The sequence below is a fragment of the Streptacidiphilus sp. MAP12-33 genome, assembly GCF_041261265.1.
Classification (GTDB): domain Bacteria; phylum Actinomycetota; class Actinomycetes; order Streptomycetales; family Streptomycetaceae; genus Streptacidiphilus.
This window is the reverse complement of record NZ_JBGCCA010000013.1, coordinates 123,929-145,870: the sequence shown is the minus strand read 5'-3', so window position 1 is coordinate 145,870 and position 21,942 is coordinate 123,929. Positions and strand designations below refer to the sequence as shown.

22 protein-coding genes are annotated in these 21,942 nt (G+C 70.2%); 4 read left to right on the top strand and 18 right to left on the bottom strand.

Annotation, left to right across the window (positions count from 1 at the left end; translation table 11 throughout):
* Window positions 1-2 precede the first annotated feature (2 nt).
* The 4 genes from ABH931_RS15550 to ABH931_RS15535 form a co-directional block, all read right to left on the bottom strand.
* Window positions 3-1,502, bottom strand: a complete 1,500-nt coding sequence (locus tag ABH931_RS15550) for a sugar transferase (RefSeq protein ID WP_370113472.1) — start codon at window positions 1,500-1,502, stop codon at window positions 3-5.
* A gap of 154 nt (window positions 1,503-1,656) precedes the next feature.
* On the bottom strand, window positions 1,657-2,835 hold the full coding sequence (locus tag ABH931_RS15545) for a glycosyltransferase family 4 protein (RefSeq protein ID WP_370113471.1): 1,179 nt from the start codon (window positions 2,833-2,835) through the stop codon (window positions 1,657-1,659).
* Between the two features lie 256 nt (window positions 2,836-3,091).
* Entirely contained in the window at window positions 3,092-5,506 is a 2,415-nt protein-coding gene (locus ABH931_RS15540) for an MFS transporter (protein ID WP_370113469.1), read from the bottom strand.
* Between the two features lie 155 nt (window positions 5,507-5,661).
* Window positions 5,662-6,102, bottom strand: a complete 441-nt coding sequence (locus tag ABH931_RS15535; RefSeq protein WP_370113467.1) for an SRPBCC family protein — start codon at window positions 6,100-6,102, stop codon at window positions 5,662-5,664.
* 115 nt (window positions 6,103-6,217) lie between these two features.
* Between ABH931_RS15535 and ABH931_RS15530 the strand changes: the two genes are divergently transcribed.
* Together ABH931_RS15530 and ABH931_RS15525 are read left to right on the top strand one after the other, a co-directional pair.
* Window positions 6,218-7,240, top strand: a complete 1,023-nt coding sequence (locus ABH931_RS15530; RefSeq protein ID WP_370113466.1) for an acetamidase/formamidase family protein — start codon at window positions 6,218-6,220, stop codon at window positions 7,238-7,240.
* A complete protein-coding gene (locus tag ABH931_RS15525; protein WP_370113464.1) occupies window positions 7,237-8,403 on the top strand; it encodes a VOC family protein in 1,167 nt (388 codons plus the stop codon). The genes ABH931_RS15530 and ABH931_RS15525 overlap by 4 nt, the downstream gene beginning before the upstream one ends.
* Before the next feature lie 148 nt (window positions 8,404-8,551).
* Here ABH931_RS15525 and ABH931_RS15520 read toward each other — a convergent pair whose 3' ends face one another.
* From ABH931_RS15520 to ABH931_RS15455, 14 genes are all read right to left on the bottom strand, one after another.
* Window positions 8,552-9,145: a hypothetical protein gene (locus ABH931_RS15520; RefSeq protein ID WP_370113462.1), complete on the bottom strand. Its 594-nt coding sequence runs from the start codon at window positions 9,143-9,145 to the stop codon at window positions 8,552-8,554.
* A gap of 105 nt (window positions 9,146-9,250) precedes the next feature.
* The gene (locus tag ABH931_RS15515; protein ID WP_370113460.1) at window positions 9,251-9,502 is read right to left on the bottom strand and encodes a hypothetical protein; all 252 of its coding nucleotides are present in this window, start codon (window positions 9,500-9,502) and stop codon (window positions 9,251-9,253) included.
* A gap of 56 nt (window positions 9,503-9,558) precedes the next feature.
* Complete coding sequence (locus tag ABH931_RS15510; protein WP_370113458.1) at window positions 9,559-9,801, bottom strand: hypothetical protein; 243 nt, start codon at window positions 9,799-9,801, stop codon at window positions 9,559-9,561.
* The gene (locus ABH931_RS15505; RefSeq protein WP_370113456.1) at window positions 9,798-10,022 is read right to left on the bottom strand and encodes a hypothetical protein; all 225 of its coding nucleotides are present in this window, start codon (window positions 10,020-10,022) and stop codon (window positions 9,798-9,800) included. Before ABH931_RS15505 ends, ABH931_RS15510 begins: the two co-directional genes overlap by 4 nt.
* Window positions 10,023-10,118: 96 nt before the next feature.
* Window positions 10,119-10,949: a Scr1 family TA system antitoxin-like transcriptional regulator gene (locus ABH931_RS15500; RefSeq protein ID WP_370113454.1), complete on the bottom strand. Its 831-nt coding sequence runs from the start codon at window positions 10,947-10,949 to the stop codon at window positions 10,119-10,121.
* A complete protein-coding gene (locus tag ABH931_RS15495; RefSeq protein ID WP_370113452.1) occupies window positions 10,946-11,458 on the bottom strand; it encodes a DUF6879 family protein in 513 nt (170 codons plus the stop codon). The genes ABH931_RS15500 and ABH931_RS15495 overlap by 4 nt, the downstream gene beginning before the upstream one ends.
* Complete coding sequence (locus ABH931_RS15490) at window positions 11,442-11,654, bottom strand: hypothetical protein (protein ID WP_370113547.1); 213 nt, start codon at window positions 11,652-11,654, stop codon at window positions 11,442-11,444. Before ABH931_RS15490 ends, ABH931_RS15495 begins: the two co-directional genes overlap by 17 nt.
* Window positions 11,655-11,838: 184 nt before the next feature.
* Complete coding sequence (locus ABH931_RS15485) at window positions 11,839-12,324, bottom strand: phage terminase small subunit P27 family (RefSeq protein ID WP_370113451.1); 486 nt, start codon at window positions 12,322-12,324, stop codon at window positions 11,839-11,841.
* Between the two features lie 170 nt (window positions 12,325-12,494).
* A complete protein-coding gene (locus ABH931_RS15480) occupies window positions 12,495-13,916 on the bottom strand; it encodes a phage major capsid protein (RefSeq protein WP_370113450.1) in 1,422 nt (473 codons plus the stop codon).
* Window positions 13,917-14,039: 123 nt separating this feature from the next.
* Window positions 14,040-15,299 (bottom strand): DUF3631 domain-containing protein, encoded by a 1,260-nt coding sequence (locus ABH931_RS15475; RefSeq protein ID WP_370113449.1) that lies wholly within the window; start codon window positions 15,297-15,299, stop codon window positions 14,040-14,042.
* On the bottom strand, window positions 15,292-15,801 hold the full coding sequence (locus ABH931_RS15470; protein WP_370113447.1) for a hypothetical protein: 510 nt from the start codon (window positions 15,799-15,801) through the stop codon (window positions 15,292-15,294). Before ABH931_RS15470 ends, ABH931_RS15475 begins: the two co-directional genes overlap by 8 nt.
* Before the next feature lie 188 nt (window positions 15,802-15,989).
* Window positions 15,990-17,543, bottom strand: a complete 1,554-nt coding sequence (locus ABH931_RS15465; RefSeq protein WP_370113445.1) for a recombinase family protein — start codon at window positions 17,541-17,543, stop codon at window positions 15,990-15,992.
* A 98-nt stretch (window positions 17,544-17,641) separates the two neighbouring features.
* A complete protein-coding gene (locus ABH931_RS15460) occupies window positions 17,642-18,949 on the bottom strand; it encodes a DUF222 domain-containing protein (protein WP_370113443.1) in 1,308 nt (435 codons plus the stop codon).
* Between the two features lie 125 nt (window positions 18,950-19,074).
* On the bottom strand, window positions 19,075-19,962 hold the full coding sequence (locus ABH931_RS15455; protein ID WP_370113442.1) for a LysR family transcriptional regulator: 888 nt from the start codon (window positions 19,960-19,962) through the stop codon (window positions 19,075-19,077).
* Window positions 19,963-20,037: 75 nt separating this feature from the next.
* On the opposite strand from ABH931_RS15455, the gene ABH931_RS15450 reads away from it, so the two are divergent.
* Complete coding sequence (locus tag ABH931_RS15450) at window positions 20,038-20,811, top strand: hypothetical protein (protein WP_370113440.1); 774 nt, start codon at window positions 20,038-20,040, stop codon at window positions 20,809-20,811.
* A 38-nt stretch (window positions 20,812-20,849) separates the two neighbouring features.
* Window positions 20,850-21,776 carry an ADP-ribosylglycohydrolase family protein gene (locus ABH931_RS15445; RefSeq protein WP_370113438.1) on the top strand — a complete coding sequence of 309 codons (927 nt, stop codon included), beginning with the start codon at window positions 20,850-20,852 and terminating at the stop codon, window positions 21,774-21,776.
* Window positions 21,777-21,942: the final 166 nt, after the last annotated feature.

The window sequence follows — 21,942 nt, the reverse complement described above, 5'->3', positions numbered from 1 at the left end:
CGTCAACTCCCGTCCGTCCGCAGTACAGCGAGCACCGTGCGGAGCAGGATCTTGACGTCCTGCCACAGGCTCCAGCTGTCGATGTAGTAGTTGTCGAACCGCGCCCTGTCCTCGATCGAGGTGTCCCCGCGCAAGCCGTTGACCTGGGCGAAGCCGGTCAGGCCGACCGGCACGCGGTGACGCTCGCGGTAGCGCGGGTACGCCTGCGCGAAACGCATAACGAAGTAGGGGCGCTCAGGTCGCGGGCCGACGAGGCTCATCTCGCCACGGACCACGTTCCACAGCTGCGGCAGCTCGTCCAGCGAGGTGCGGCGCAGGAAGCGTCCGGCCGGGCCGAGGCGGTGGTCGTGGGAGATGTTCCAGCGGGTCGCCGACTCGTGCTCGTCGACCGGCCGCAGCGTGCGGAACTTCAGCACCGTGAACGGCCGCCCGTCCAGGCCGATCCGCTCCTGACGGAAGATCACCCCGGGGCCGCCCTCGATCCGCACGGCGATCGCGCAGACCAGGAGCACCGGGGCGAGCAGCAGCAGCCCGAGCCCGGCGGAACACGCGTCGAACGCGCGCTTGACCGCCCAGCTGGGCCGTTGCATGGGGTTGCTGCCCAGGCGCAGACAGGGGAAGCCCCACAGGTGGTCGCCCACGGCGGTGCGCCGTCCGGCGTGCTCGAAGGCGCCGTAGTCGGGGAAGCCCGGCACGAACCAGACGTCGCAGCCGAAGTCGCTGGAGATCCGCAGCATCTGCGGGGCCCGGTCCTCGTCCGCGCCGCCGCCGGTGAGGATCACGTCACGGATGCCGCGCCGCGGCACCTCGCGGACCAGCACGTCCGGGCCGCCCAGCACGGGGACGGGAAAGTCCGCGGGCAGGAAGATCGGGTCGGCGTCGATGAAGCCGATCGGCTTCAGCCCGTACTCGGGGTGCTCCAGCAGCGCGGCGGCGATCCGCTGTCCGACGTGGCCGGCGCCCGCGATCAGGGTGGGCCGCGGTGCGCGACGGCGCCGTGAGCGGACGGCCCGGTAGACCAGGGCGCGGCCGACGGCATCCAGGGTCAGGTGCGCCAGCAGCAGCAGGATCAGCACGCGCGCGTCGGCCGGAATGGTGGTCGGCAGCGCGAACGGCAGCAGCACCGTCTGAAGGCAGCGCTCGAAGGTGAGCGCGAAGGCGAGCGCGATCGTGGCCCGGCCCGCCAGCCCCGGCAGTTCGTCCAGCACCGAGGGCGCCAGCCGCAGCCGGTACTGCCCGCCGGAGGAGTTCATCAGCACCAGCGCGGGCAGCAGCCCGCAGGCGGCCCGCAGGGTATCGGCGGCTCCGCTCTGGAGGACGAGAGCGAGGGCGCCGACGGCCGCCAGCGCGTCGACGACCAGCAGGGCGACCGGCAGACCGGTGCCGCCGCGCGCCGCGGGGGCACCGGCTGCCGAGGAGTGGCCGGAGCCGGGCCTCCGGGCGTGTGCGAGGCCCACCGCCCCGACGCCCGCGGGCAGTTCCTCGTTGTCGATCGTGGTCATCCGCGCACGTACTCCCCTGCCGGAGGTAGCACCTGCCGCCGCGGTCGGCACCGATGCCGTCTCACGGAGAAAGGAATGAAGCAGGCAAATAGGACATTACAGAATTTCTACTCGGATTCCCGGGGGCGGGCGGACGGTTTCACACCGTTGACCATTAGTCAGATTTTTTGACCGGCTGACGCGGTGCCGAACCGGGCGCGGCAGGCGCCGGAACGCGCCGCGACTGCAGCACCGCCTCGTACACCTGGCCCATCAACATCCGCGTGGATCGCAGGTCGTGACGCTCCGTCGTACGCGCACGGGAGCGCCGGCCCAGCTCGGCCGCCAGCTCCAGATCCGACATCAGCCGGACGAGTGAGGTGGCGAGCGTGCGGGTGTCGCCGACCGGCACCGGGAACTGCTGGTCGCCCAGGATCTCCCGGGCCCCCGCCACGTCCGTCAGCACCACCGGCCGGGCACAGGCCATCGCCTCCAGCGGCGCCAGCGCCATGCCCTCCCAGCGGGACGGCAGTACCGTCAGGTCGGACGCCGCGTACCACGGCCGCGGATCTTCGACCCGTCCGGCGAACACCACGCTCTCCGGCACGCTCAGCCCCGCCGCGAGCTCCTCCAGCACGCCGCGGTCCGGCCCGTCCCCGACCAGGGCGAGCCGCGCGTGCGGCAGCTCGGCCAGGACCTCGCCCCAGGCGCGGAGCAGCAGGTCCTGCCCCTTCTGGCGGCACAGGCGTGCCACGCACACCGCGAGCGGCGCGTGCTGCGACAGTCCGAGGCTCCGCCGGGCACGCTGCTTGGACGGCAGCCCGGCCGGGTCGTAGCGCTTGAGGTCCACGCCGTTGGGCACCAGCGCCCAGCGCGCGTGCAGCCCCGCGGCCTGCCCGCGGGCCCGCTCCGACTCGCTGACGCAGACCAGCCGGTCGCTCCAGCGGGTCGCCCAGCGCTCCCACCGCGCGGTGAGCTTGGCCGTGGGCCCCGTCACCGCCTCGAACGACCAGGCGTGCGGCTGGAACACCGTCGCCACCCGCGAACGGATCGCGAGCCGACCCACCAGCCCCGCCTTGCTGCTGTGCAGGTGCACCAGGTCCGGCCGGACCTCCGCGACGATGCGCCGGAGCGCGGCGAGCTCCTGCGGCAGGCCCGCGCCCGGGGAGCGCTCCGCGCCCCACGGCACGAGCCGCGCGCCGCTCGCGGTGGCGTCACGCGACAGCCGCCCGCCCTCGGGGCACGGGCAGGCCACCACCACGGCATGCCCGTCGGCGACCTGACCCCGCACCAGATCGGCCACGACCTGGGCGACGCCGCCGTCGACGGGCTGCGAGACATGGAGGATGGTCAAGGGTTCACAACTGGGCACGTCGCGCAACCTATGCCGGTGGGCGGGGAACGAGCGCTCCGCGCTCACCCGGGCGGTGGATATGTCTACCGTGACGGGTGAGTGGGCGTCACTTGTGAGGGGACTGTGTCGTTGTGGGTCGGTAGGAGACCTGCTCAGGGGCGCGGGGCTCTGCTGATGTGCGGCGCCTCCCCCAGCCTTCGGCCGGGAGGAGCCGCATAGCTGGCAGAGCCCCGCGCCCCTGGATCGTGCGACTCACTCAGTCGTCCAGGCGGTGCGACAGGTGGAGGTCCCGCTCGGTGTGGCCGTCCTCGAGGCGGAGCGCCGTGGCGACCGGCGGGTAGCCCGCCGCGATGACGGTGTACTCGCCCGGCTCCAGGTCGGTGAAGCGGAACGCGCCGTCCTCGCCCGTCAGCGACGCCGCCACCACCGCGCCCGCCGCGTCCAGGAGGGTGACCCGGGCGTCGGCCACCGGCCGTCCCGCCGTGGTGCGGACGGTGCCGCGCAGGGTGCCGCTGCCGGCGAGGGTGAGGTCCTGGCGGGTCTCCACGTTCGGTGCCACGTCCACCGCGAGCGCGGACGGGCGGTACGCCCGCGCGCTCACCGTCAGCGTGTAGACGCCGGAGACGAGATCGCGGAACGCGTACGCGCCGTCCGAGTCCGCGTGGGCGCTGGCCACGACCTCGCCGTGCGGGTCCGTCAGGGTGACCGACGCGCCCGCGATCGGCGCGCCCTCCGCGCTGCGGATCGCGCCGGCCAGGCGCCCGGTGCCGCCGAGCACGACGTCGACCTCGACCGGGCGCCCGCCCACCGTCACGGTGACGGCCTGCGGCTGGTGGCCGGGGGCGGCCGCGATCAGGACGTAGTTGCCGTTGCGCGGCGCCGCCAGCGCCCAGCGGCCGTCGCCGCCGCTGCCGGTCCGGGCGATCTGGTGGCCGTCGAGGTCGACCAGGGTCAGCACCGCGCGCGGTACCCCGGTGCGGTCCGTCTGCAGCACGGCCCCGGTGACGGGCGTGCCCGTGGCGGCAACCGCCTGGGCGGGGACCGCCGAGACCGGCTCCGAGGCGGTGAAGTCCTCCGACGCGGCGTGGGTCACCAACGGTTTCTCCTTCATCAGGAAGCCGAGCAGGAAGCCCAGCGCCAGCACCGGCGCCAGGTAGAGGAAGACCCGCGGCATCGCGGCGGCGAAGGCCTGGACGTAGGCGTCGCGCAGCGGCGCGGGGAGGTGGTGGACGAGCTCCGGGGTGATCGAGTTGTCCGGTCGCAGCCCGCGCTGCGTCAGCTGGTGCGCGAAGCGGGAGGAGAAGACGGTGCCGAAGACCGCCGCGCCGACCGAACCGCCGATCTGCCGCATGTAGTTGTTGGCGGAGGTGGCCGCCCCGATGTCGCCGGGGGCGACGGAGTTCTGCACCGCGAGCACCAGTACCGGCAGCACCAGGCCGACGCCGAGCCCGAGCACGGCCATCGCCACGCTCTGGACGGCGTAGGAGCTGTGCGCGTCCAGCAGGCCGAGCAGCACCATCCCGGCGGTGCCGAAGGCGCCGCCCAGGATCGGGTAGACCTTGTACCGGCCGGTGCGGCTGATCAGCTGCCCGGTGCCGATGGAGGCGACCACGACGCCGCCCATGAGCGGCAGCATCTTCAGGCCGGAGCCGGTGGCGCTCGCCCCGTCGACCATCTGCAGGAAGCTGGGCAGGTAGCTGGCCGCGCCGAAGAGCGCGACGCCGACGACGAGGCCGATCAGGCCGGAGAGGGTGAACACGCCGTCCCGGAAGAGCCGCAGCGGGATCGCGGGCGCGAGGCCGTGTCGCTCGGCCAGCAACTCGGCGGGGACGAAGAGCGCGACGGCGAGCACCGCGCCGCCGATCAGAGCGAGAATGACCGGGGAGTGCCAGGCGTACGTGCTGCCGCCCCAGCTGGTGGCCAGCACCAGGCAGGTGCCGACGGCCGCGAGCAGCAGCGCGCCGAGCCAGTCCAGCCGTCCCACCGCCCCCCGGGCGCGGCGTGCGGCGCGCGGCAGGACGAGGCTCACGACGAGCAGCGCGACGATGCCGACCGGCAGGTTGACCCAGAAGCACCAGCGCCAGCCGGGACCGTCGGTGAACCAGCCGCCGAGCAGCGGCCCGGCCACGGAGGAGAGCCCGAAGGTGGCGCCGATCAGGCCCATGTAGCGGCCGCGCTCCCGGGGCGAGACCACGTCGGCGATGATCGCCTGCACGCCGATCATCAGCCCGCCGCCGCCGATGCCCTGGATCGCCCGGTAGGCGATCAGCTCGTTCATGCTGTGGGCCAGGCCCGACAGGACGGAGCCGACGAGGAAGACGACGATGGCGAACTGGAAGACGGGCTTGCGCCCGATGATGTCGCCGAGCCGTCCGTAGACCGGCAGGCCGACGGTCGAGGCGAGCAGGTAGGCGGTGACCACCCAGCTCATCCGGCTGAGGCCGTTCAGCTCGCCGACGATGCGCGGGAGCGCGGTGGCGACGATGGTCTGGTCGAGCGCGGCCAGCAGCAGGGCCAGCATCAGCCCGACGAAGACCAGCCGGATCCGGACCGGCGGCGCGGCCGGCTCCGGTGCGGTCGGCGCCGGCGGTGTGGCAAGCGGTGTGGCAAGCGGTGTGCGGAGGGACTCGATCGCGACTGCGTCGCGCACGGCGTCGTCGATCACTGGCATGCCGCGATCCTTGCAGCCTGCATCCGTCGAGCCGGACCGGTGCGATCATCGCACCGAACCGGCCGATCGGGGTTCACCTGCGGGGATGTGACGTCATGTCGACAATGCCGCGCGGGTGATCGGTTTCCGGATTCACCCGTCCGGAGGCGGACGCCTCAGGCGACCGCGGACGCCAGACGGCCCAGCACCTCGTCGTTGATGCGGCCGAGGCCCTTGGGGGCGAAGGTGCGCTCGAAGAAGCCGCCGATGCCGCCCGCGCCGGTCCAGGTGGTCTCGACGACGACCTTGGCCTTGCCCTCACCGGCCGGGGTCACCGTCCAGGTGATGACCATCGTGGAGTTGGCGTCCGTCTCGACCAGGCGGCCGGGCGTCGGCTCGGTGACGGTGAAGAGGCAGTCGCGCACCCGCTTCTCGGTTGCCTGGAGCTTCCAGTGCACGACCGTGCCGGCGCCGCGGCCGCCCTCGCGCACCTGGTACTCGCTGTACTGCGAGGGCAGCAGGGTCGGGCGGACTTTCTCGTAGTCGGCGACGGCGTCGAAGACCCGCTCCGGGGAGGCCTCGATGACCCGCTCGCTGACGGCGTAGACCTGGCCCATGACGTGCTCCTTGCGTAAGGGAAGAGGAGGAGGATGTGGTTCCGCGATGTTCCGCCTCAAGCCAACCACACCGGCCCTCTGGCGGCTTCGGCGCCTCCGCTGCCAAGGTGACGGCATGACGACAGAGCGACCGCGGCTGACCGTACGCCCCAAGCCCGACGAGTACGCCTGGACCTTCGGCGGCGCCGCGCCGGTGGCGCGGATCGCGCCCGGGACCGTGCTCGACCTGACCACCGAGGACTGCTTCGCCGGACGGGTGACCTCCGAGCGCACCCTCGTCTCGGAGGTCTGCGAGTTCCCCTTCCTCAACCCGCAGACCGGCCCCTTCTGGGTCGAGGGCGCCGAGCCGGGCGACACCCTCGCCGTGCACTTCGTCTCCGTCGAGCCCGCGCGCGACTGGGCGGCGTCGACGACGGTCCCGCTCTTCGGCGCGCTGACCTCCACCCACACCACGGCGACGCTCCAGGAGCCGCTGCCGGAACGGGTCTGGATCTGGGAGCTGGACCGCGCCGCGCGGCTGTGCCGGTTCACCGCGCACGACAACCCCGACCTGGTGCTGGACCTGCCCATGGACCCGATGCACGGCACGGTCGGCGTCGCCCCGGCCAACCTGGAGGTCCGCTCGGCGCTGGTCCCGGACGCGCACGGCGGCAACCTGGACACCCCGGAGATGCGGGCCGGCGTCACCTGCTTCCTCGGCGTCAACGTCGAGGGCGCGCTCTTCTCCCTCGGCGACGGGCACGCGCGGCAGGGCGAGGGCGAGACCTGCGGGGTCGCGGTGGAGTGTGCGATGGAGACGGTGGTCATCGTGGACCTGCTCAAGGGCGTCCCCACGCCCTGGCCCCGGATCGAGTCCGACACCCACCTGATCTCGACCGGCTCGGCCCGCCCGCTGGAGGACGCCTTCCGGATCGCCCAACTCGACCTGGTGCAGTGGCTCGTCCGCGACTACGGCTTCTCCTCGATGGACGCCTACCAGTTCCTCTCCCAGGCGGTGGAGTCGCCGCTGGCCAACGTCTGCGACACCAACTACACCGCCGTCGCCAAGGTCCGGAAGGCCTACCTGCCGCACGGCCACGACCCCTACCGGGGAATGCACGCGCACCTGCGCGAGGTTACGGCATCATCCCTGTCGTGACCCACCCTCTGAACTCCGACGAGATCCTGGACGTGGTCGACGCCGAGGACCGCGTGGTCGGGCAGGCTCCGCGCGGCGAGGTGATGGCGAAGCGACTGCGTCACCGCTGCGTCTTCATCCTCGCCACGGACACCGACGGCCGGATCTTCGTGCACCGGCGCACTCCGCAGAAGATCGTCTTCCCGTCGATGTACGACGTCTTCGTCGGCGGCGTGGTCGGCACCGGCGAGTCCTACGACGAGGCGGCCAAGCGTGAGGCGGAGGAGGAGCTGGGAGTCACCGGCATCGAACCGGAGCACCTCTTCACCTTTCTCTACACCTCGGCGGACCACGAGTGGTTCTCCGCGGTCTACCGCGCGACAACTCCAGTGCACGTCGCCCCGCAGGCGGAGGAGGTCGCCTGGCATGCCTTCCTGACGGAGGCCGAGCTGGAGGCGGCCCTGCCGGGCTGGGACGTGGTCCCGGACGGCCTGGATGCCTGGCGGCGACTGGCGCGGTGGCAGGAGTCGGCGGCGCGCCGGGTCCCCCGGCCGGAGGCGTCGGCGGCGGTGAGCGACCTGGGCTGGCGCTATCTGCTGGGCACCCTGCGCACGGCGGTCCCGACCGGTTCGCTGGCGGAGGCGGCGGCCGTCGCCGTCCGCGCGGCCGCCCTGTGCGGCCGTGACGCCGACGGCCACCTCGGCGTCGAACTGCGCCGGGACCGGGCCCTCCTGAGCCTGCAGTCCGCCGCGCAGGCCGACGTGACGGAGCGCGATCTGGAGCTGGCGCGACGGCTGTCGGCGGAGCTGCCGACGCGGCCGCTCTCACTCCAACTGGTGGAACTGGCCATCGACGCGCTCGACATCGCGGCGGTCCGGCCCTTCTGGAAGGCCGTGCTCGGCTACGTCGGCGAGCCCGGTCACGAGGGTCCGACCGACGCCCTCGTGGACCCGCTCGGCCACGGCCCGGCCGTCTGGTTCCAGCAGATGGACGCCCCGCGCCCGCAGCGAAACCGCATCCACTTCGACGTCTGCGTGCCTCACGACGTGGCGGCGGACCGGATCGCGGCGACCCTGGCCGCCGGCGGCACCCTTCTCGACGAGACGGCCGCCCCCGCGTTCTGGGTGCTGGCGGACGCGGAGGGCAACGAGGCGTGCGTGACGACGTGGCAGGGACGGGACTGACCCCTGCCTGACGGGGCTGCGCGGCGCGTGGTGAGGGCGGCTCAGGCCGCGTAGCGGCTGTTGGCCAGGAGTGCGTCGGACGGGAGGACGGGCCTCGGCCCTCCGTCGGTCATCCGGAGCTCCCAGCCTGTCGCGTGGAGGTTAGCGGTCACTGGTGCTTGTGCACCACAGCACTGATGACCGTCTCCACTTCTGCGGGTTGGCCGAGGTGCATGGCGGCGATCGTCGTGAGGATCGCCCCGCCGAGTGACACGATCAGACCCGCGACCTGCCAGGGGATCGTCCCGATTGCCGTCTCTGTCAGCTTCGCATCCAGGCTTGAGACGGCCCCCGCCAATGCCTCGTGCTGCCGCTTCATGTACTGGCTGATCTCGTGGTCGGCGGTCTCCCGAGCGCTGGCTTCTTGAGTCAGAGCGCTGGCGTCCTGATCTACTTCCGCTTGGATCCGGTTGACCTCTCGCCCAAGCTGATGAAGCTTCACCCAGGGGCACCAGTGCCAGTGGTATGGCTCGCGCCGCTTCAACACTGTCGCCGTGTCGAATGCGCCCGCGTCATCGCTGGCGTGCACCTCAATGATGGGCGGCTGCCCGATCTGAACCGAGAGGCCGGACAGTGCGCCCCTGATAAGGCCAGTCAAGCGCGTATTGAAGCCCTGCGCCGTCTTGGCAAGCCCAACCAGCAGGATGACTGTGCCAGCGAACTGCAGGACGACACCGACGTACACCAACGCTTCGGCACTCATGTCGGGAGGCTATTGGTCGATTGGTCGCATACCCGGCAGGCGCGGGGGTGGGGTTCCTGGCAGCCCTGCGAGAGGCCACCCGCCAGGAACCCCGGCTCAGGGGGATCAGTGCCAGGCGCCAGGCTCGGCTTGGACGGTCACCGTGGTGTGGTGCTCGTAGGTCTCGTGGCCGGTCGCTGCGCAGTGCTCGGCGATCCACCGGACCAGCGCGCCGGGGTCGGTCACGTCCTCGGAGCGGGCTCCACAGTCGGCGCTCTCGCCGGTCACGCACACGGCGCCGAGCGTCGGCAGGCCGAGCGCGTCCGGCACAGCGGTGACCTTGTAGTCCCGGAAGCGGTAGCGAGTCGTGGTGCCCATGGGAGCCCCCTCCGGGCCGTAGGCGAGATGGTCGAGGACTTGCCGGACGAACGGGCTCACGTGCCCCACCGTCCAGGGCGGGTGAGTCGGGCATGCTGGCCGCTCGGCATCCTCAGCGCCTCCACGCCGACCACGTGGCAGCGGCAGGAGCAGCGCCGGATCTCGCTGACGCCGTACACGCCGTCCAGGTGGGTGTACGTGCCCCGGCACAGGCGGTGCATGTGCGGGTAGGTCTCTTCGTAGCAGCAGCCGGAGCGTCCCTCGTGCTGGGGCGGTTCAGCAGCGGCCAGCGCGCTCACGCGTCCTCCGGCTGGATTTTCTCCAGCACCGTCGCCAGTGCCTCCGCCACCTCCGCCGTGCAGCCACCCAGTTCCACGAACGGGGTCTCTCTGACGGGGTGCGAACCCCGCAGCGAAGGAATGGCGATGCCGTGCGCCGTGAGCGCGTTCCGGAGCCGTTCCGCCGCCACAATGGCGAGCCGGTACGGGTCAGTGCTGATATCTCGCTGAGTGATAGTCACAGTGCCGCTCCCCGTGGCCAGTTCGTATCGTCCTGGTCACGATGTTCGGCCAGTCGGTGAGGTGGATCTAGTCCCATTCCCGTTGTTGACTAAAGATCACCGGAAAAGCTGAGCCCATTCCTCAAGCAGAATACGGGCTGCGTCCCCCCAAAGGGCGTGATCCGAATACGCGGAGAACTCCTCAAGGTAACTCTCAACATCCCGGGAGTCTTTGAACACCATGACGCCAGTAGATGTCTCGACCGTAGCCATGCTGCGGTCGTAGACCGTGAAGACATTCAACGGTGTCAGTGGAATATGGCCAGACAGCGGAAGAACCCCGAGGCGTACACTCGGCAAGCGACTCACGGAAACTAGTCGGTCGATCTGCATCGCCATCGCGTGCCCAGCCAGCAGCGGCCACCGAACCGCCTGCTCCGTGAGTAGGAACGCGAATTCTTTGGATGAGTCATAGAGGACAGCTTGCCGGTCCAGCTTTCGTGCAATCGCCTTTGAATGATCTCCAGGAACATAGGCCAGAGTCGCACGAATGTAGTCTGGCGTGGAGAGCAGCGAGGTAATCATCGTGGGCAAGAAGAATCGAAACTCGGTTGACAGCTGCTCTAGGTCAGCAAGCTCGTTTTGCTTCTTCTCAAGTCCCTTGCGCCGCAATGAGCGAAAGTCTTGCCACTCAGTATTCGCAATCCGAGCAAGGGCGCCAACTTCAGCGATCAGCGCAGGTGGGGCATCGAGCGCCCGGAGGATGCGCTCAACATCGACCAGCGTCGGTACGGTCTTCCCGGTTTCAATCTTCGAGATTTTTGACTGTGACATGTTGCAACGCTGAGCGAGCCGAACCCCTGAGAGTCCGGCCCGCTGTCTGAGCGTTCTCAATGTCTCTGCTAGGTCGGCTTTGCTCTGCCCTAGCTGTTCCGGGTCGAGCGTCACGCGGTCACGTACTCCGCAAAGGGGATGGACTCTGCAACGGCGATCCGCTGGGCCTCAAGAAAGGGCGTTACATCGCCCCCATGGAGCACTCGATTGATCTGGGTGCCGTCAGCCTCGTAGTTCATCAGGACTACCATCGAACGGTCGAACATCCAGAAGTCCTGGAATCCCTCGACGGGGTTTTCTCGGTCCGTCACATCAAGAATGCGGATATCCTCGCCGGCCTGGGCACTGTGACGGTAATATCTGGCGAATTCAAACCGCAAGTAGTCACTCAGCGGGCGGCGCAGGACGTGAACTCTCCCCATCGAGCGCCCCTCGGCCTTGTGTCGTCGAATCTGAGCAGTCCAGTCGTCCTCTGAGACTTCGGCGAACGTCTCTCCGGCGCGAAATTGGGCCAACTCTTCGGCTTCCTGAGGCACGAGGTACTGAGGAAGCGTCTCCAATCGCCAAGCTTCGTGCTTGAAATCGCGAAACTTCGCCGCCCACTCCTCACCAGCCAAGAGCACGAAAAGCCTCCCTCAAGACCGCTTCGGGAATCTCAACGAGCCCCTCGCCATCCGGTGGTTGGAAACCCGAGAAATGATCGCCCTGGACAACGAACGTTCCTCGATCCGTCTGGTAGACGTTCGGGCAGTCCCCCTGCCCACACTCGCCGGAGCCTTCCCCGCTCCCAGTGAGCCTCGTAAGCCCGATCTTCTCCACCACGATGGAGCCCCCTTTCCGCTGGGCACACGACGTGCCCCGAGCACGAAGGTAGGCGGACCCTCGACCGAGCGTCTATGCCGCAACGGGCCTATTCCTGTCTTGGAATAGTTGATCAAGAAAATGCGGAAGCCCCGCCGACCACCCGGCGCGATGCCAGGCAGTCAGCGGGGCTGACGGTTCGTTACTCAGGCTCGTGCTCTCGCTCGGCTCGCTTGCGGAGCATGTCCTCCAGCGCGTTGCCAGCGCGGACCTCGGCCACGCCGAGACGTGAGCGGTCGGCTGGCGTGAGGCCAAGCAGGGAGGCCAGTTCGACCATTTGGCGCTCGGCGGCGCTCATCATGGCAACCAGTGGGTTGGCCACGACCCGACCGGACGGGTTGGTGAGCGTGGGCCCCTGCTCGGACAACAGCGCTGCGTAGCGGGCTCGCCGGTCGGCCAGCTCACAGAGCAGCGTGAGGGCGAACAGGTCGCTGGGGGCGAGCCACACGGCGCCGCGTGAGACGCGATCCCAGAGCTCCCGGCCATCCGGCTCAAGATGGTCCGGCGCGGGCTCCACGGCAGCGCTCAGAGGCGCCACGGAGGCCAGCGCGGGGAGGGCCCGCTTGCCGGGGTTGCCAAGGCGGCGCTTCTGCTCGCTGGGTTTGGGGGGTCGACCCATTGCGGCCATGTTTTTGCCTCAATTCTGCATAATCATGCATTCCAAAAACTGCTCTGACATTCGCGCTCGTGCGCGAGTCCATGGCGCCGGGGTCCGGGGGCAGCCACCCTCTAATGAATAGACTGCCCCCGGGGCATGCATATTCATACGGGCAGTCGCGCGTTGGCTAGGCGGACGTGCTAGAACGCCGGGGTCACGAGGCCGCTGCCACTGATAATGGCCACGCTCTGCGGGTATCGGGTGGCGATAAATGCCACGTAGTTGTACATGCGGATAAACACGCTCAGGTTCTGGGCATAGGTCTGCTGAAAGGCTTCCAGCTTGGCGTTGCCCTCGAAAGTCAGCAGGTCATCGCGCCGGACCAGGACGATCCGGTCCTCCGTGCTACTGGTTCCCAGGTTGGTGGGAATGGTCGCATCCAGGAACACGGGCAGGCCCAGCAGCGTGCCTGCCGATCCCTGCGCAATCACCTCAGTGGAAACGCCCATCGCGGCAAATGAGCCGTTAGCGGTCGGCACGACCAGGGGGCGGTTATTGGCGTCCGCCTGGGCAATGATCCAGGCCCAGCGGCGCGGGTGCATGATGATGGCATCCGGTGCGGCATAGCGAGCCGAGTGGATAGCCGCGATTGCCGAGGCGAGGATCGAATACAGCCCACCCTTGCCGGACAGTGCCGGGGTTGCCTGGGTCCAGGTAATGACATTGCTGCCAGCCATGGCCAGAATTCCGTTGAGCGTTCCGCCCGCGCCCGTGCCACTGAGAACCTGGGTGTTCAGTTTCACGGCGTAGTCAGCAGCAAGATCGGCCATGATGAGCTTGTCCACAGAAACTGGGCTCTGCTCCAGGAGCTGGAGCGATACCGTCTGGCCACCGGCAATTGTGACGACCGGGCTAGAAATGCTCGTGCTGGTGAGATCCTGCTGATTAATGCCGGTGTTCTGCGCCGACTGCGAGGCCACAGCCGTGCCGGTGTTGACCTTGGGAATATTGATCTGATCCGTGCCGGAGGGCAGTGGCTCAATGGAGGTCAGGTCGACGGTGATACGTCCAGGACGGGCGAGCCTCACGAATTCCTGCTCAAGCCACAGCGGAGGCACGAATTCACCGCCAGCTCCAGTGGTTGTGCTGATCGCCCGGATTTCTCCGGCAGCGCGGGCACGATCGGCCGCGAGGCAGTTATTTCGGGCAAGGCGCTCGCTGGCGTTGCGGTCGTGGTTCTCGTTCGCGTGGAAGAGATCCAGGAAATAGGACCGCTCGCTATATCGGGTGTAGACCTCCGGCTCACGGGTGACGACGGCGCGGGGCTCGTATGCCTGGCCGGGGAGCTGGGGTCGGTAATCAGCTCCGCCAGCGGCGGCATTACCCGGCGCATACTTGGCACGCATGGCGGCGACGTTCCGGTTCTGCACTATGTTCTCCTGAAGCTCGTTGATTCGGTCGTCCAGCGCGCGGATTTGGTCCTCGGTCGCGTCGAACGTGGCCTGTTCGGTCTTGCTGAGGCCGCGCGATTCTGCCTTTGCGTGCTCCACCATGGATTCCATGGAGTCGCGGAGGCCGGCGCGGCGTTCCTGAATTTCGGCGATTAGCTGCTGATTGCTCATTTCTTCCTTTTCGTTTGGATTGGCCACCGGGGGTGTCCCGGGACATGCGGTGGGGCTCGTGGGACAGTTCTCAAGGCTTTGACCTGCTCATATGTGCTCACGCCCTGCTTGTCCCGCTGGTCCCTACTGGGTTTCGAAGATGGAGCCGGGCGCATTCGGCTCGTTCTCTTCGTCCTCAATTTCCAGCAGCGGTGGGAGCGCTCGTTCCCAGGCGTCTTGCAGATCGGCCCAGCGATAGCCGTAGGCGCGGCCGTTGGCGACGCGAACGCGGACGGCCTTTAGCCCGTGCTCCCGCAGCAGCGCGCCCACATCGTCCGGTCGCAATTCGTCTCGCCCGTCAAACCGCTCGAATGCCAGGGGGTCAAGGTTGATTGCCGCTGTGGCCGCATCCTGCTTGCTGATACCGACCGGCCAGATGTTCGCCGGACGTGACGCGTAATGAGTCCGCAGCGCTGCGAGCAAGCGTGTGGATTTGGAGCCGTCAGCCCGGTCTGCTGTTTCGGCTTTCGCGGATTCCAGAGCAGCTAGACAGCGCTCAGGCCACGTCCCTCCGGCCAAAGCGGCAACGGCAAATAGGCAGCTCCAGATCTCATGGTCCCGGCCATCCGTCACGCTTGTAATGCGCCCATCAAGCAATAGCCCCAAAAGGGCAGTCGGCTCGGCAATCTCCACCGCTGCCCCCGATGCCCATTCCGAAAGTTCCGCACGCACGTGCTCCAGATTCTCTGCGTGGGCGAGAGGCAGGAAGGAATCCGGTCGTTCCTCGCGCCGAGCACGCTTCATGTGGACCACGAACGTGCGGGTCAGGAGCGCGTCCGGGAGCTTGGCCGTGGCAAGGCCAGCAAAGGCGACCGGCGCGAAACAGTCGTACCGGATAACTTCGTCCTGCTTGTCTTTGTGGGCTCGCAGGACTACTGCGCCGCGCTTGTATCCGGCATTGAGGATGATGGTGAGATCGTCCTGATTGCCTGCCGAATTGGCGCTGTAGGTTCGGTCCAATTCATCGGGGAAAAGCGTCACGGGATACCCGCCAGGCTTCTCGTTGCGCCCCGCTGACGAGATGATCCGGAGCATGGCCGCCGCCGACAGGGAGCCCACGTCCTGGCCGTTGGCCGCCAGGCGGCTGGTGATCTCCAGGGCGCGCGTCTTGCCGCTGCCTGGCGAGCCGGAGAAGAAGCCCAATCGTGGGGCGATGGGTAGTGATTGACTGAACGTCAGAAGATGGGTGTAGGCCGTCCACAGCGTGACCACGTGCAGGTGCCAGGGCTCCGGGAACCAGACGAACCGGCGGATGGCGCGCTCGGTGGCCTCCAGTGCCTCCGCCCCGCCCGCCGTAGCCCTCGTCTGGGCCTGGAGGGCTCCCAGTAGCTCGGCCTCAGTCACGGGCCCGCTCCGCGCGCCTGAGAGCCCCAGCAAGGGCATGGGCGACGCCTGCCGAGTGGGTGCCGGACGCGCTGATCCTGGTGGCCGCGTAGGTCAGCTCAACCGGTACCTGCCGCCCGCTGGCCACGTAGTCCACCACCAGCGCCAGGGCAACGCCGCGCAGCTCAACCAGACCCGCCGTGGCCCGCTTGCCGCCCAGGGCGAACAGTGGGGGCTTGCCCGGCCGCACGTCTGGCACGACCGTCAGGCCGACGTCCGTAATCGCGGCCAGCAGCGCAGCAACGGAGCGCTCCGAACACCCAGGGACGTGGACGGCGCACGGGTCGGCAAGGTCCTCGAAATCGTCCCCGTACTCACCCTGGCGGCCCGTCCCAGCAAGGTGCTCCAGCAGCCGGTCACGCCCGTAGGGGAAGAAGTCCGGAGACCATTGCTCCCCGGTGCTGCGGGCCATGTCCAGCCGCTCAGCAGCCCGCCGGGCCGCCTCCGCTCTCGAAATCGTCATCGCTACCTCTCTCGCTCTGTGTGCGGGACAAGGGGGACCGCCAGGACAACCGCTCTTGATCTGCGGCTTTGCGTCCCGCTCCGGCGTCCCGTCCCGCTACACAGCCCTTGGGTGTGGGACCGTTTCCGGGCATGCGAAAGCCCCCACCACCGAGAGGGCAATGGGGGCTATTCGCAGAGGAGTTGGGGCTACGCCGCTGGCGCGTAGCTGAGCCGGTCCCGCATGGGGGTGGGGTCTCCGGGGCGCTTGGCGGGGCTCACCGAAACGGCGTCGAACATGACCGCCAGGTAGCGCCGCTGCTCGGCCACAGGAGCCGCCAGGAACGCCTCACGGACCGTCTCGGCATCCGCCAGCCCGGCCAGCGAGGATGCCGGGTCGTAGGTGGCCTGGAGAGCCTCCAGGCGCTTGATCTCTTCGTCCGTGGCGGCCCACAGGGCATCGAACCGGGCGGAGGTCATCCGGCCGTGGACGTAGTGGTCATCCTCCAGCTTGGCCAGCCGTGCCCGTGCCGCCGTCAGCGCTGCCGCCGTGTCCTTGGCCTGCCGCTCCTGCTCCGGGTCCTCGAACTGCATCCAGCGCCGGGCCAGCTCCAGCAGCGCCGGGGAGTCAGCCCCCTGGGTCACCATGGCCTGAGCCACGGTGTCCACCTGCGCCAGCCAAGCACCAATCACGGCGTCCTCGATCCGGTCGGCGCGGGTAGCGATGCCCTGGCATGCCTCGCTGCCGAGCTGCTCTCGGCGCCAGCATCGGTACTGAATCCCGGCGTGGACCATGCCCCCGCCGCAGCGCCCACAATGCAGCAGACCCGTGAGCAGGTAGTGAGCGTGCGGCTTACCGCGCTGCTTGCCCGCGCCGGAACGAGTCCGCTCGCCGACGAGCACCCGGATGCGGGCGAACTCGCCGGGCGTGACGACGCCTTCCCCGCAGCTCACCGGCTGCCCGTCGTCGTCCTTGAACGGCTCCGGGACCGGACGCCAAAGCGGAGCCTTGCCAGGCCTCTCCACCTTCTCCGTCGCAGGCACCAATCCCGCCCACGCCGGGTTCTTCGCCAGATTGACGATGGCCGCCGCCCGCCACGACTTGCCGCCCGGCGACGCGATGCCCTCCGCGTTCAGGTCACCGGCGATCAGAGACGGGGTGCGACCGGCAAGCAGCGCGTCCGCGATCCGCCGCGCCGTGCCGTAGGTGTCCGGGTGCGGTGCAAGCCGGTGACTGGCCTTGTCGATGCGCAGCCCGTACGGCGCTCGTCCGCCCGGCCACTTGCCCGCCCTCTTGGCTGCCCGGTGCCCGACCGTGGTGCGGACGCTGATGTTCTCCGCCTCCGCACGGGCCATCTCCGCCAGCAGCACGAACGGCATGCGGTCGCGGGAGGAGTCGAGCCCCTGCCCGGTGGCGACCATGCGCGCGCCGACCTGCTTGAACTCGTCTATCAGGGAGTCCACGGCGCCAGCGCCGCGCCGGTCGAGACGATCCACCCGCCACACGGCCAGGGTCCGAGCCTTGCCCGCCAGGACGTTGGCGCACGCCCGCTCGTACTTGGGGCGCTTCACATGCCGCTTGCTGGCGCTGACCTCCTCCACGTGCACCGCGCGAACGGTCAGCCCCTCACGCGCTGCCCACGCCCTCACGTCCCGCTCACCCTCGGCGAGCATGTTGCGGTCGTCCTTGTGCCGGGAGCGGCGGAGGTAGATCTCCACCAGGCTTTCCGGCGCGATCCCTGCGCCGCTCTCGATGGTCTCCATGGAGCTACTGGGGGCGGGGACGTTTCCTACGGTGGCGAGACTCATGCTCTGCACCCATCTGCGCTGGGTGTCTGAGCCGTCAGAGCGGGTCCGTCGCCTCAAACACCAGTGAACGTGATGGTGTGGAGATCGCGATGGTGTTCCCCGCACAGCAGGGCGAGGTTGGCGAGAGCGGTCTCACCGCCATCGGCCCAGTGGACCAGGTGGTGTGCCTCGCACCAGCTGGGCGGCCGGTCGCAGCCGGGCCAGACGCAGTGGCGGTCCCTCGCGATCACCGCGTCCCGCAGGTGCGCCGGGACGGTGCGGGTGGTCCGGCCGATCGAGACGACGTCGCTCTGCCCCCGGGTCAGGATGACGCGCAGGGCGCAGTCGCATGACTCCTTGCGTGCCTCCCAGCGCGGGAGCTGGTAGCCCCGGGCGGTCGTCGCCACGGCCTTCGGCCGCAGCAGGCCCGCCAACTCGTCGCCCTCCCCGCCGACGACCGCCAGGGCCGGGTGCGTGGGGCAGGAGGCGCGCAGCGCGCCCAGGTCGGCAGTGATCGTCAGGTGCGGGCGCTGACCACCGGTGGTCGGCAACTCGCCTGCGCCCAGGGCCAGATCGATCACGACCCCGACGGCGTCGCCCATGCGCTCCGACGCGGAGCGCGGGTCGCCCTCGGCCGGTGCGCCCATGGCCGCCTCCAGCGCCGTGCGGAGCTTCTCGCCGACCACCGGGGCGAGCTCACCGGACAGCACCCAGAACGGGTTGTCGCTGGTGCCCGTGCGGGAGAGCCTGATCCAGGACTGGAACGCAGGCGCCGCCTCGCCCACCTGCGGCTCGGCCTCGGGAACGAGGTGGGCGTGGAGCTGCTGCGCGGCCTGCCGCAGGTGGGCGAGGTGCAGCGCGGGGGCCTGGGCCACCATCAGCTCCTCCGCCGCGCGACGGGCCTGCGCGTCCTCGATCGGCGCGAGCTCCTTGGCCAGGATCTCGACCTGGTCCGAGGACAGCGCCCCCGCCGCCTGGGCGGCACGCACCGTCTCCAACCGGTCCAGCTTCTCGGCCAGGCCGACGATGTGCCTGGCGTGCCCGGCCGCCAACTGCGCGTGCACCCGCAGGAAGCCGTGCGTCGACCGGCAGCGCACCGCGCTGAAGCCACCGGTGCGGTCGAACACCGCCACCCGGCGCAGCAGTTCGGCCTCGACCATCTCCTGGAGGCGGACCAGCGCGAGGATCTCCTCCGCCTGCGCGGCGGAGCCGGAAACCAGAAGGTCGTCGTCCCCACGCGCGGCCAGCGCGCGCACCAGCTCACCGGCCGAGGCCGGAAGCGTGCGCAGCGGATCGACCGGGCCGAGGGACTGGCCACCGGCCTGGCGAGAAGCGGAAGGGGTCAACGGGTCGGCCCGGAAGACATCCCCCAGGGAGGGCACAGCCTCTCCCCTGGACGCGTCATCCCTGCCCTCACACCCGCCCCCGAACAGAGGAGCGTCCATAGAACAATGATGACACCCCATCACCCCCCACACCATCACCCGCAGGGGTGAAAACCCGCAGCTCAGACCGCCTCACGGCCCAGCGCACCGACAAAGACCCGCGCTGCGTCCGTGAGCGTCCCCGACCAGATCGCCTCGGTGCGGTGAAGCAGGCCCGGGTCGCTCAGCGGGACGGCCGCGACGTCCGGCCATGGGGTGGCCGGGGTGGGGACCAGGGCGAGGCCGAGGCCGGCGGAGACGCAGGAGTGGACCGCGTGGCGGTCGGGGCCGGTGAGGGTGAGGGTGGACGGGAAGGCGTCGGTGCCGGTCGCGGCGCGGAGGTCGGCGAGGGGGACGGCGGCGTCCGGGGCGTCGAGCCAGCCGGCGTCGGCGAGGGAGGCGATGCGCAACCGCCGTCGGCGCGCGAGCGGGTGGTCCGACGGGAGCAGGACGGAGAGCGGGTGTTCGGCCACCCGCCGGGCCCGCACGGGGGCGCCCGCCGGGAGGGCCAGCGGGTCGCTCGGCGCGGCGAGCCCGTCGACGACGGCCAGGTCGAGCTCGCCCGCGGCGACGGCGGCCACCGCCGCAGTGCGACCGATGACGCTCATCTCCAGCTCTGCCCACGGCAGTTCACGCCGCGTCACAGCCAACGCCACGGCGATCCGCTCCGGGACGGCCAGCGCCGTCACGCCCAGCCGCAGGCGGCCGCGCGGGGAGGCGCCGACGCGGGCGACGTCGGCGCGGGCCGCGTCCAGGCGCAGCAGGATGCCGGGCGCGTGCTCCAGCAGCCGCTCGCCCGCCTCGGTCGGCGCGACGGGTCGCCGCAGCAGCAGGGGCGCGCGCAGCTCCTGCTCCAGCGCGGCGATCTGCTGCGAGACGGCCGACTGCGTGTAGCCGAGGGCGCGCGCCGCGGCGGAGAAGGAGGCGAGCCGGGCGACGGTGACGAAGGTGCGCAGCTGCTGGGGATCCACGCCGATCAGTATCGCTTATCGACACACGCCTGATCATCGTTGGACCTGAACGACGGCCGCCCCGACGATGGACGCATGACGACGAACACGACGACCATCACCGCTCCCCGCGTCGCCCTGGTCGGCGACCGCGACCCCAAGGTCCGCTCCCACCAGCGCATCCCGCAGCTGGCCGCGGCGCTGCTGGAACGCGACGGCCTCGCGCTCGACCTGTACTGGATCGGTTCCGACGAGGTCGACTCCCCCGAGGACCTGCGCGGCTTCGACGGGATCTGGCTGCTCCCGGGCAGCCCGTACCGCTCCGAGGCCGGGGCCCTGGCCGCCGCCCGCGCGGCGCGCGAGAACGGCATCCCCTTCCTGGGCACCTGCGCCGGGTTCCAGCACGCCCTGCTGGAGTTCGCCCGTGGCGTCTGCGGCCTGGCCGACGCCGCCCACGCCGAGAACGACCCGGACGCCGCGCACCCGCTGATCGCCCCGCTCGCCTGCAGCCTGGTCGGCCACGAACTCCCGATCACCCTCACGCCGGGCACCCTCGCCGAACGCCTCCTCGGCGCGGAGCGCAGCGTCGAGCGCTACCACTGCAACTACGGCCTCCACCCGGACTTCCCGGCGCGGCTGGCCGCCCACGGCCTCGTCTTCAGCGGTCACGACGCCGAGGGTGACCCGCGCATCGCCGAACTCCCCGAGTCGGCCCACCCGTTCTTCCTGGCCACGCTGTTCCAGCCGGAGCTCGCGGGCGACGGCACCCGTCCGCACCCGTTCGTCGAGGGCTTCGCCCGCGCGGCCCTCGCCGCGCGCTCCACCGGCTCCTCCAGCCAATCCACTCGACCGGAGACGGTCTCACTGTGAGAATATCCTGGCGCTGACCGACGCCGAGGAGGACCACCGTGATCCCGAACCCGCTCCAGCCGGACGACCGGACGCACCGGGCCGAGGCCGCCCTGGCGGGGCTCGTCATGGGCGACGCCTTCGGGGACAGCTGGTTCACGCGGTCCGACGAGGACGCCGAGGCGCTGTGGGCCGCGCGGGAGCCACGGCCCGCGCCGTGGCCGTGGACGGACGACTCCGCCATGGCGTTCGTCCTGCACGCCCACCTCGTGCGGCACGGCGAGGTCCGGCCGGGCGAGCTGGCCCGGGAGTTCGCCGCCGCCTACGAGCGGGACCCGGCCCGCGGCTACGGGCCGTCCATGCACGCGGTGCTGCGCCGCATCACCGCGGGCGAGGACTGGCGGGCCGTCACCGAGAGTCAGTTCGAGGGCCAGGGCTCCTGGGGCAACGGGGCCGCGATGCGGGTCGCCCCGCTGGGCGCGTGGTTCCACGACGACCTCTCCGCCGCCCGCGCGCACGCGGAGCTGTCGGCGCTGGCCACCCACGCCCACCCGGAGGCCGTTGCCGGAACCGTGGCCGTGGCGGTCGCCGCCGCGCTGGCCGCCGCCGGGCGGGAGAGTGCCGCGCCGGACCGGAGCGCGTTCCTGCGCGAGGTCGCCGCCCAGGTACCGCAGAGCGACGTCCGGGCGCGGATCGAGGTCGCGGCGGGGTTCGGCCCACGGACCTCGGTGCGCCACGCCGTGTCGGTCCTCGGTTCGGGGACGCTGATCTCGGCACCGGACACGGTCCCGTTCGCCCTGTGGTCCGCCGCCGGGCATCTCGACGACCTGACCGAGGCGCTGTGGCAGACCGTCGGCGGCTGGGGCGACCGGGACACCACCTGTGCGATCGCCGGGGGCGTGGTGGCGGCGCGGACCGGCGTCGGCACCCTGCCGGAGGCCTGGCGCCGGGCGGTCGAGCCGTGGCGTCTTCCTACCGGACGGTAGCCGGGGTATGGTGTGCGCACCACCTCCGTCCCGCGTTGGGAGCCGCCGCGACGGAGCGCATGGTTGAGTCTTCACGCTGAGCTGCGCCCTCGGCGATCTCTCTTTCTCTCCACGGCCTTCAGTCGCCCGTGGATCCCTTTTCCCTCGCCGCCGCGTCGGAGCGGAA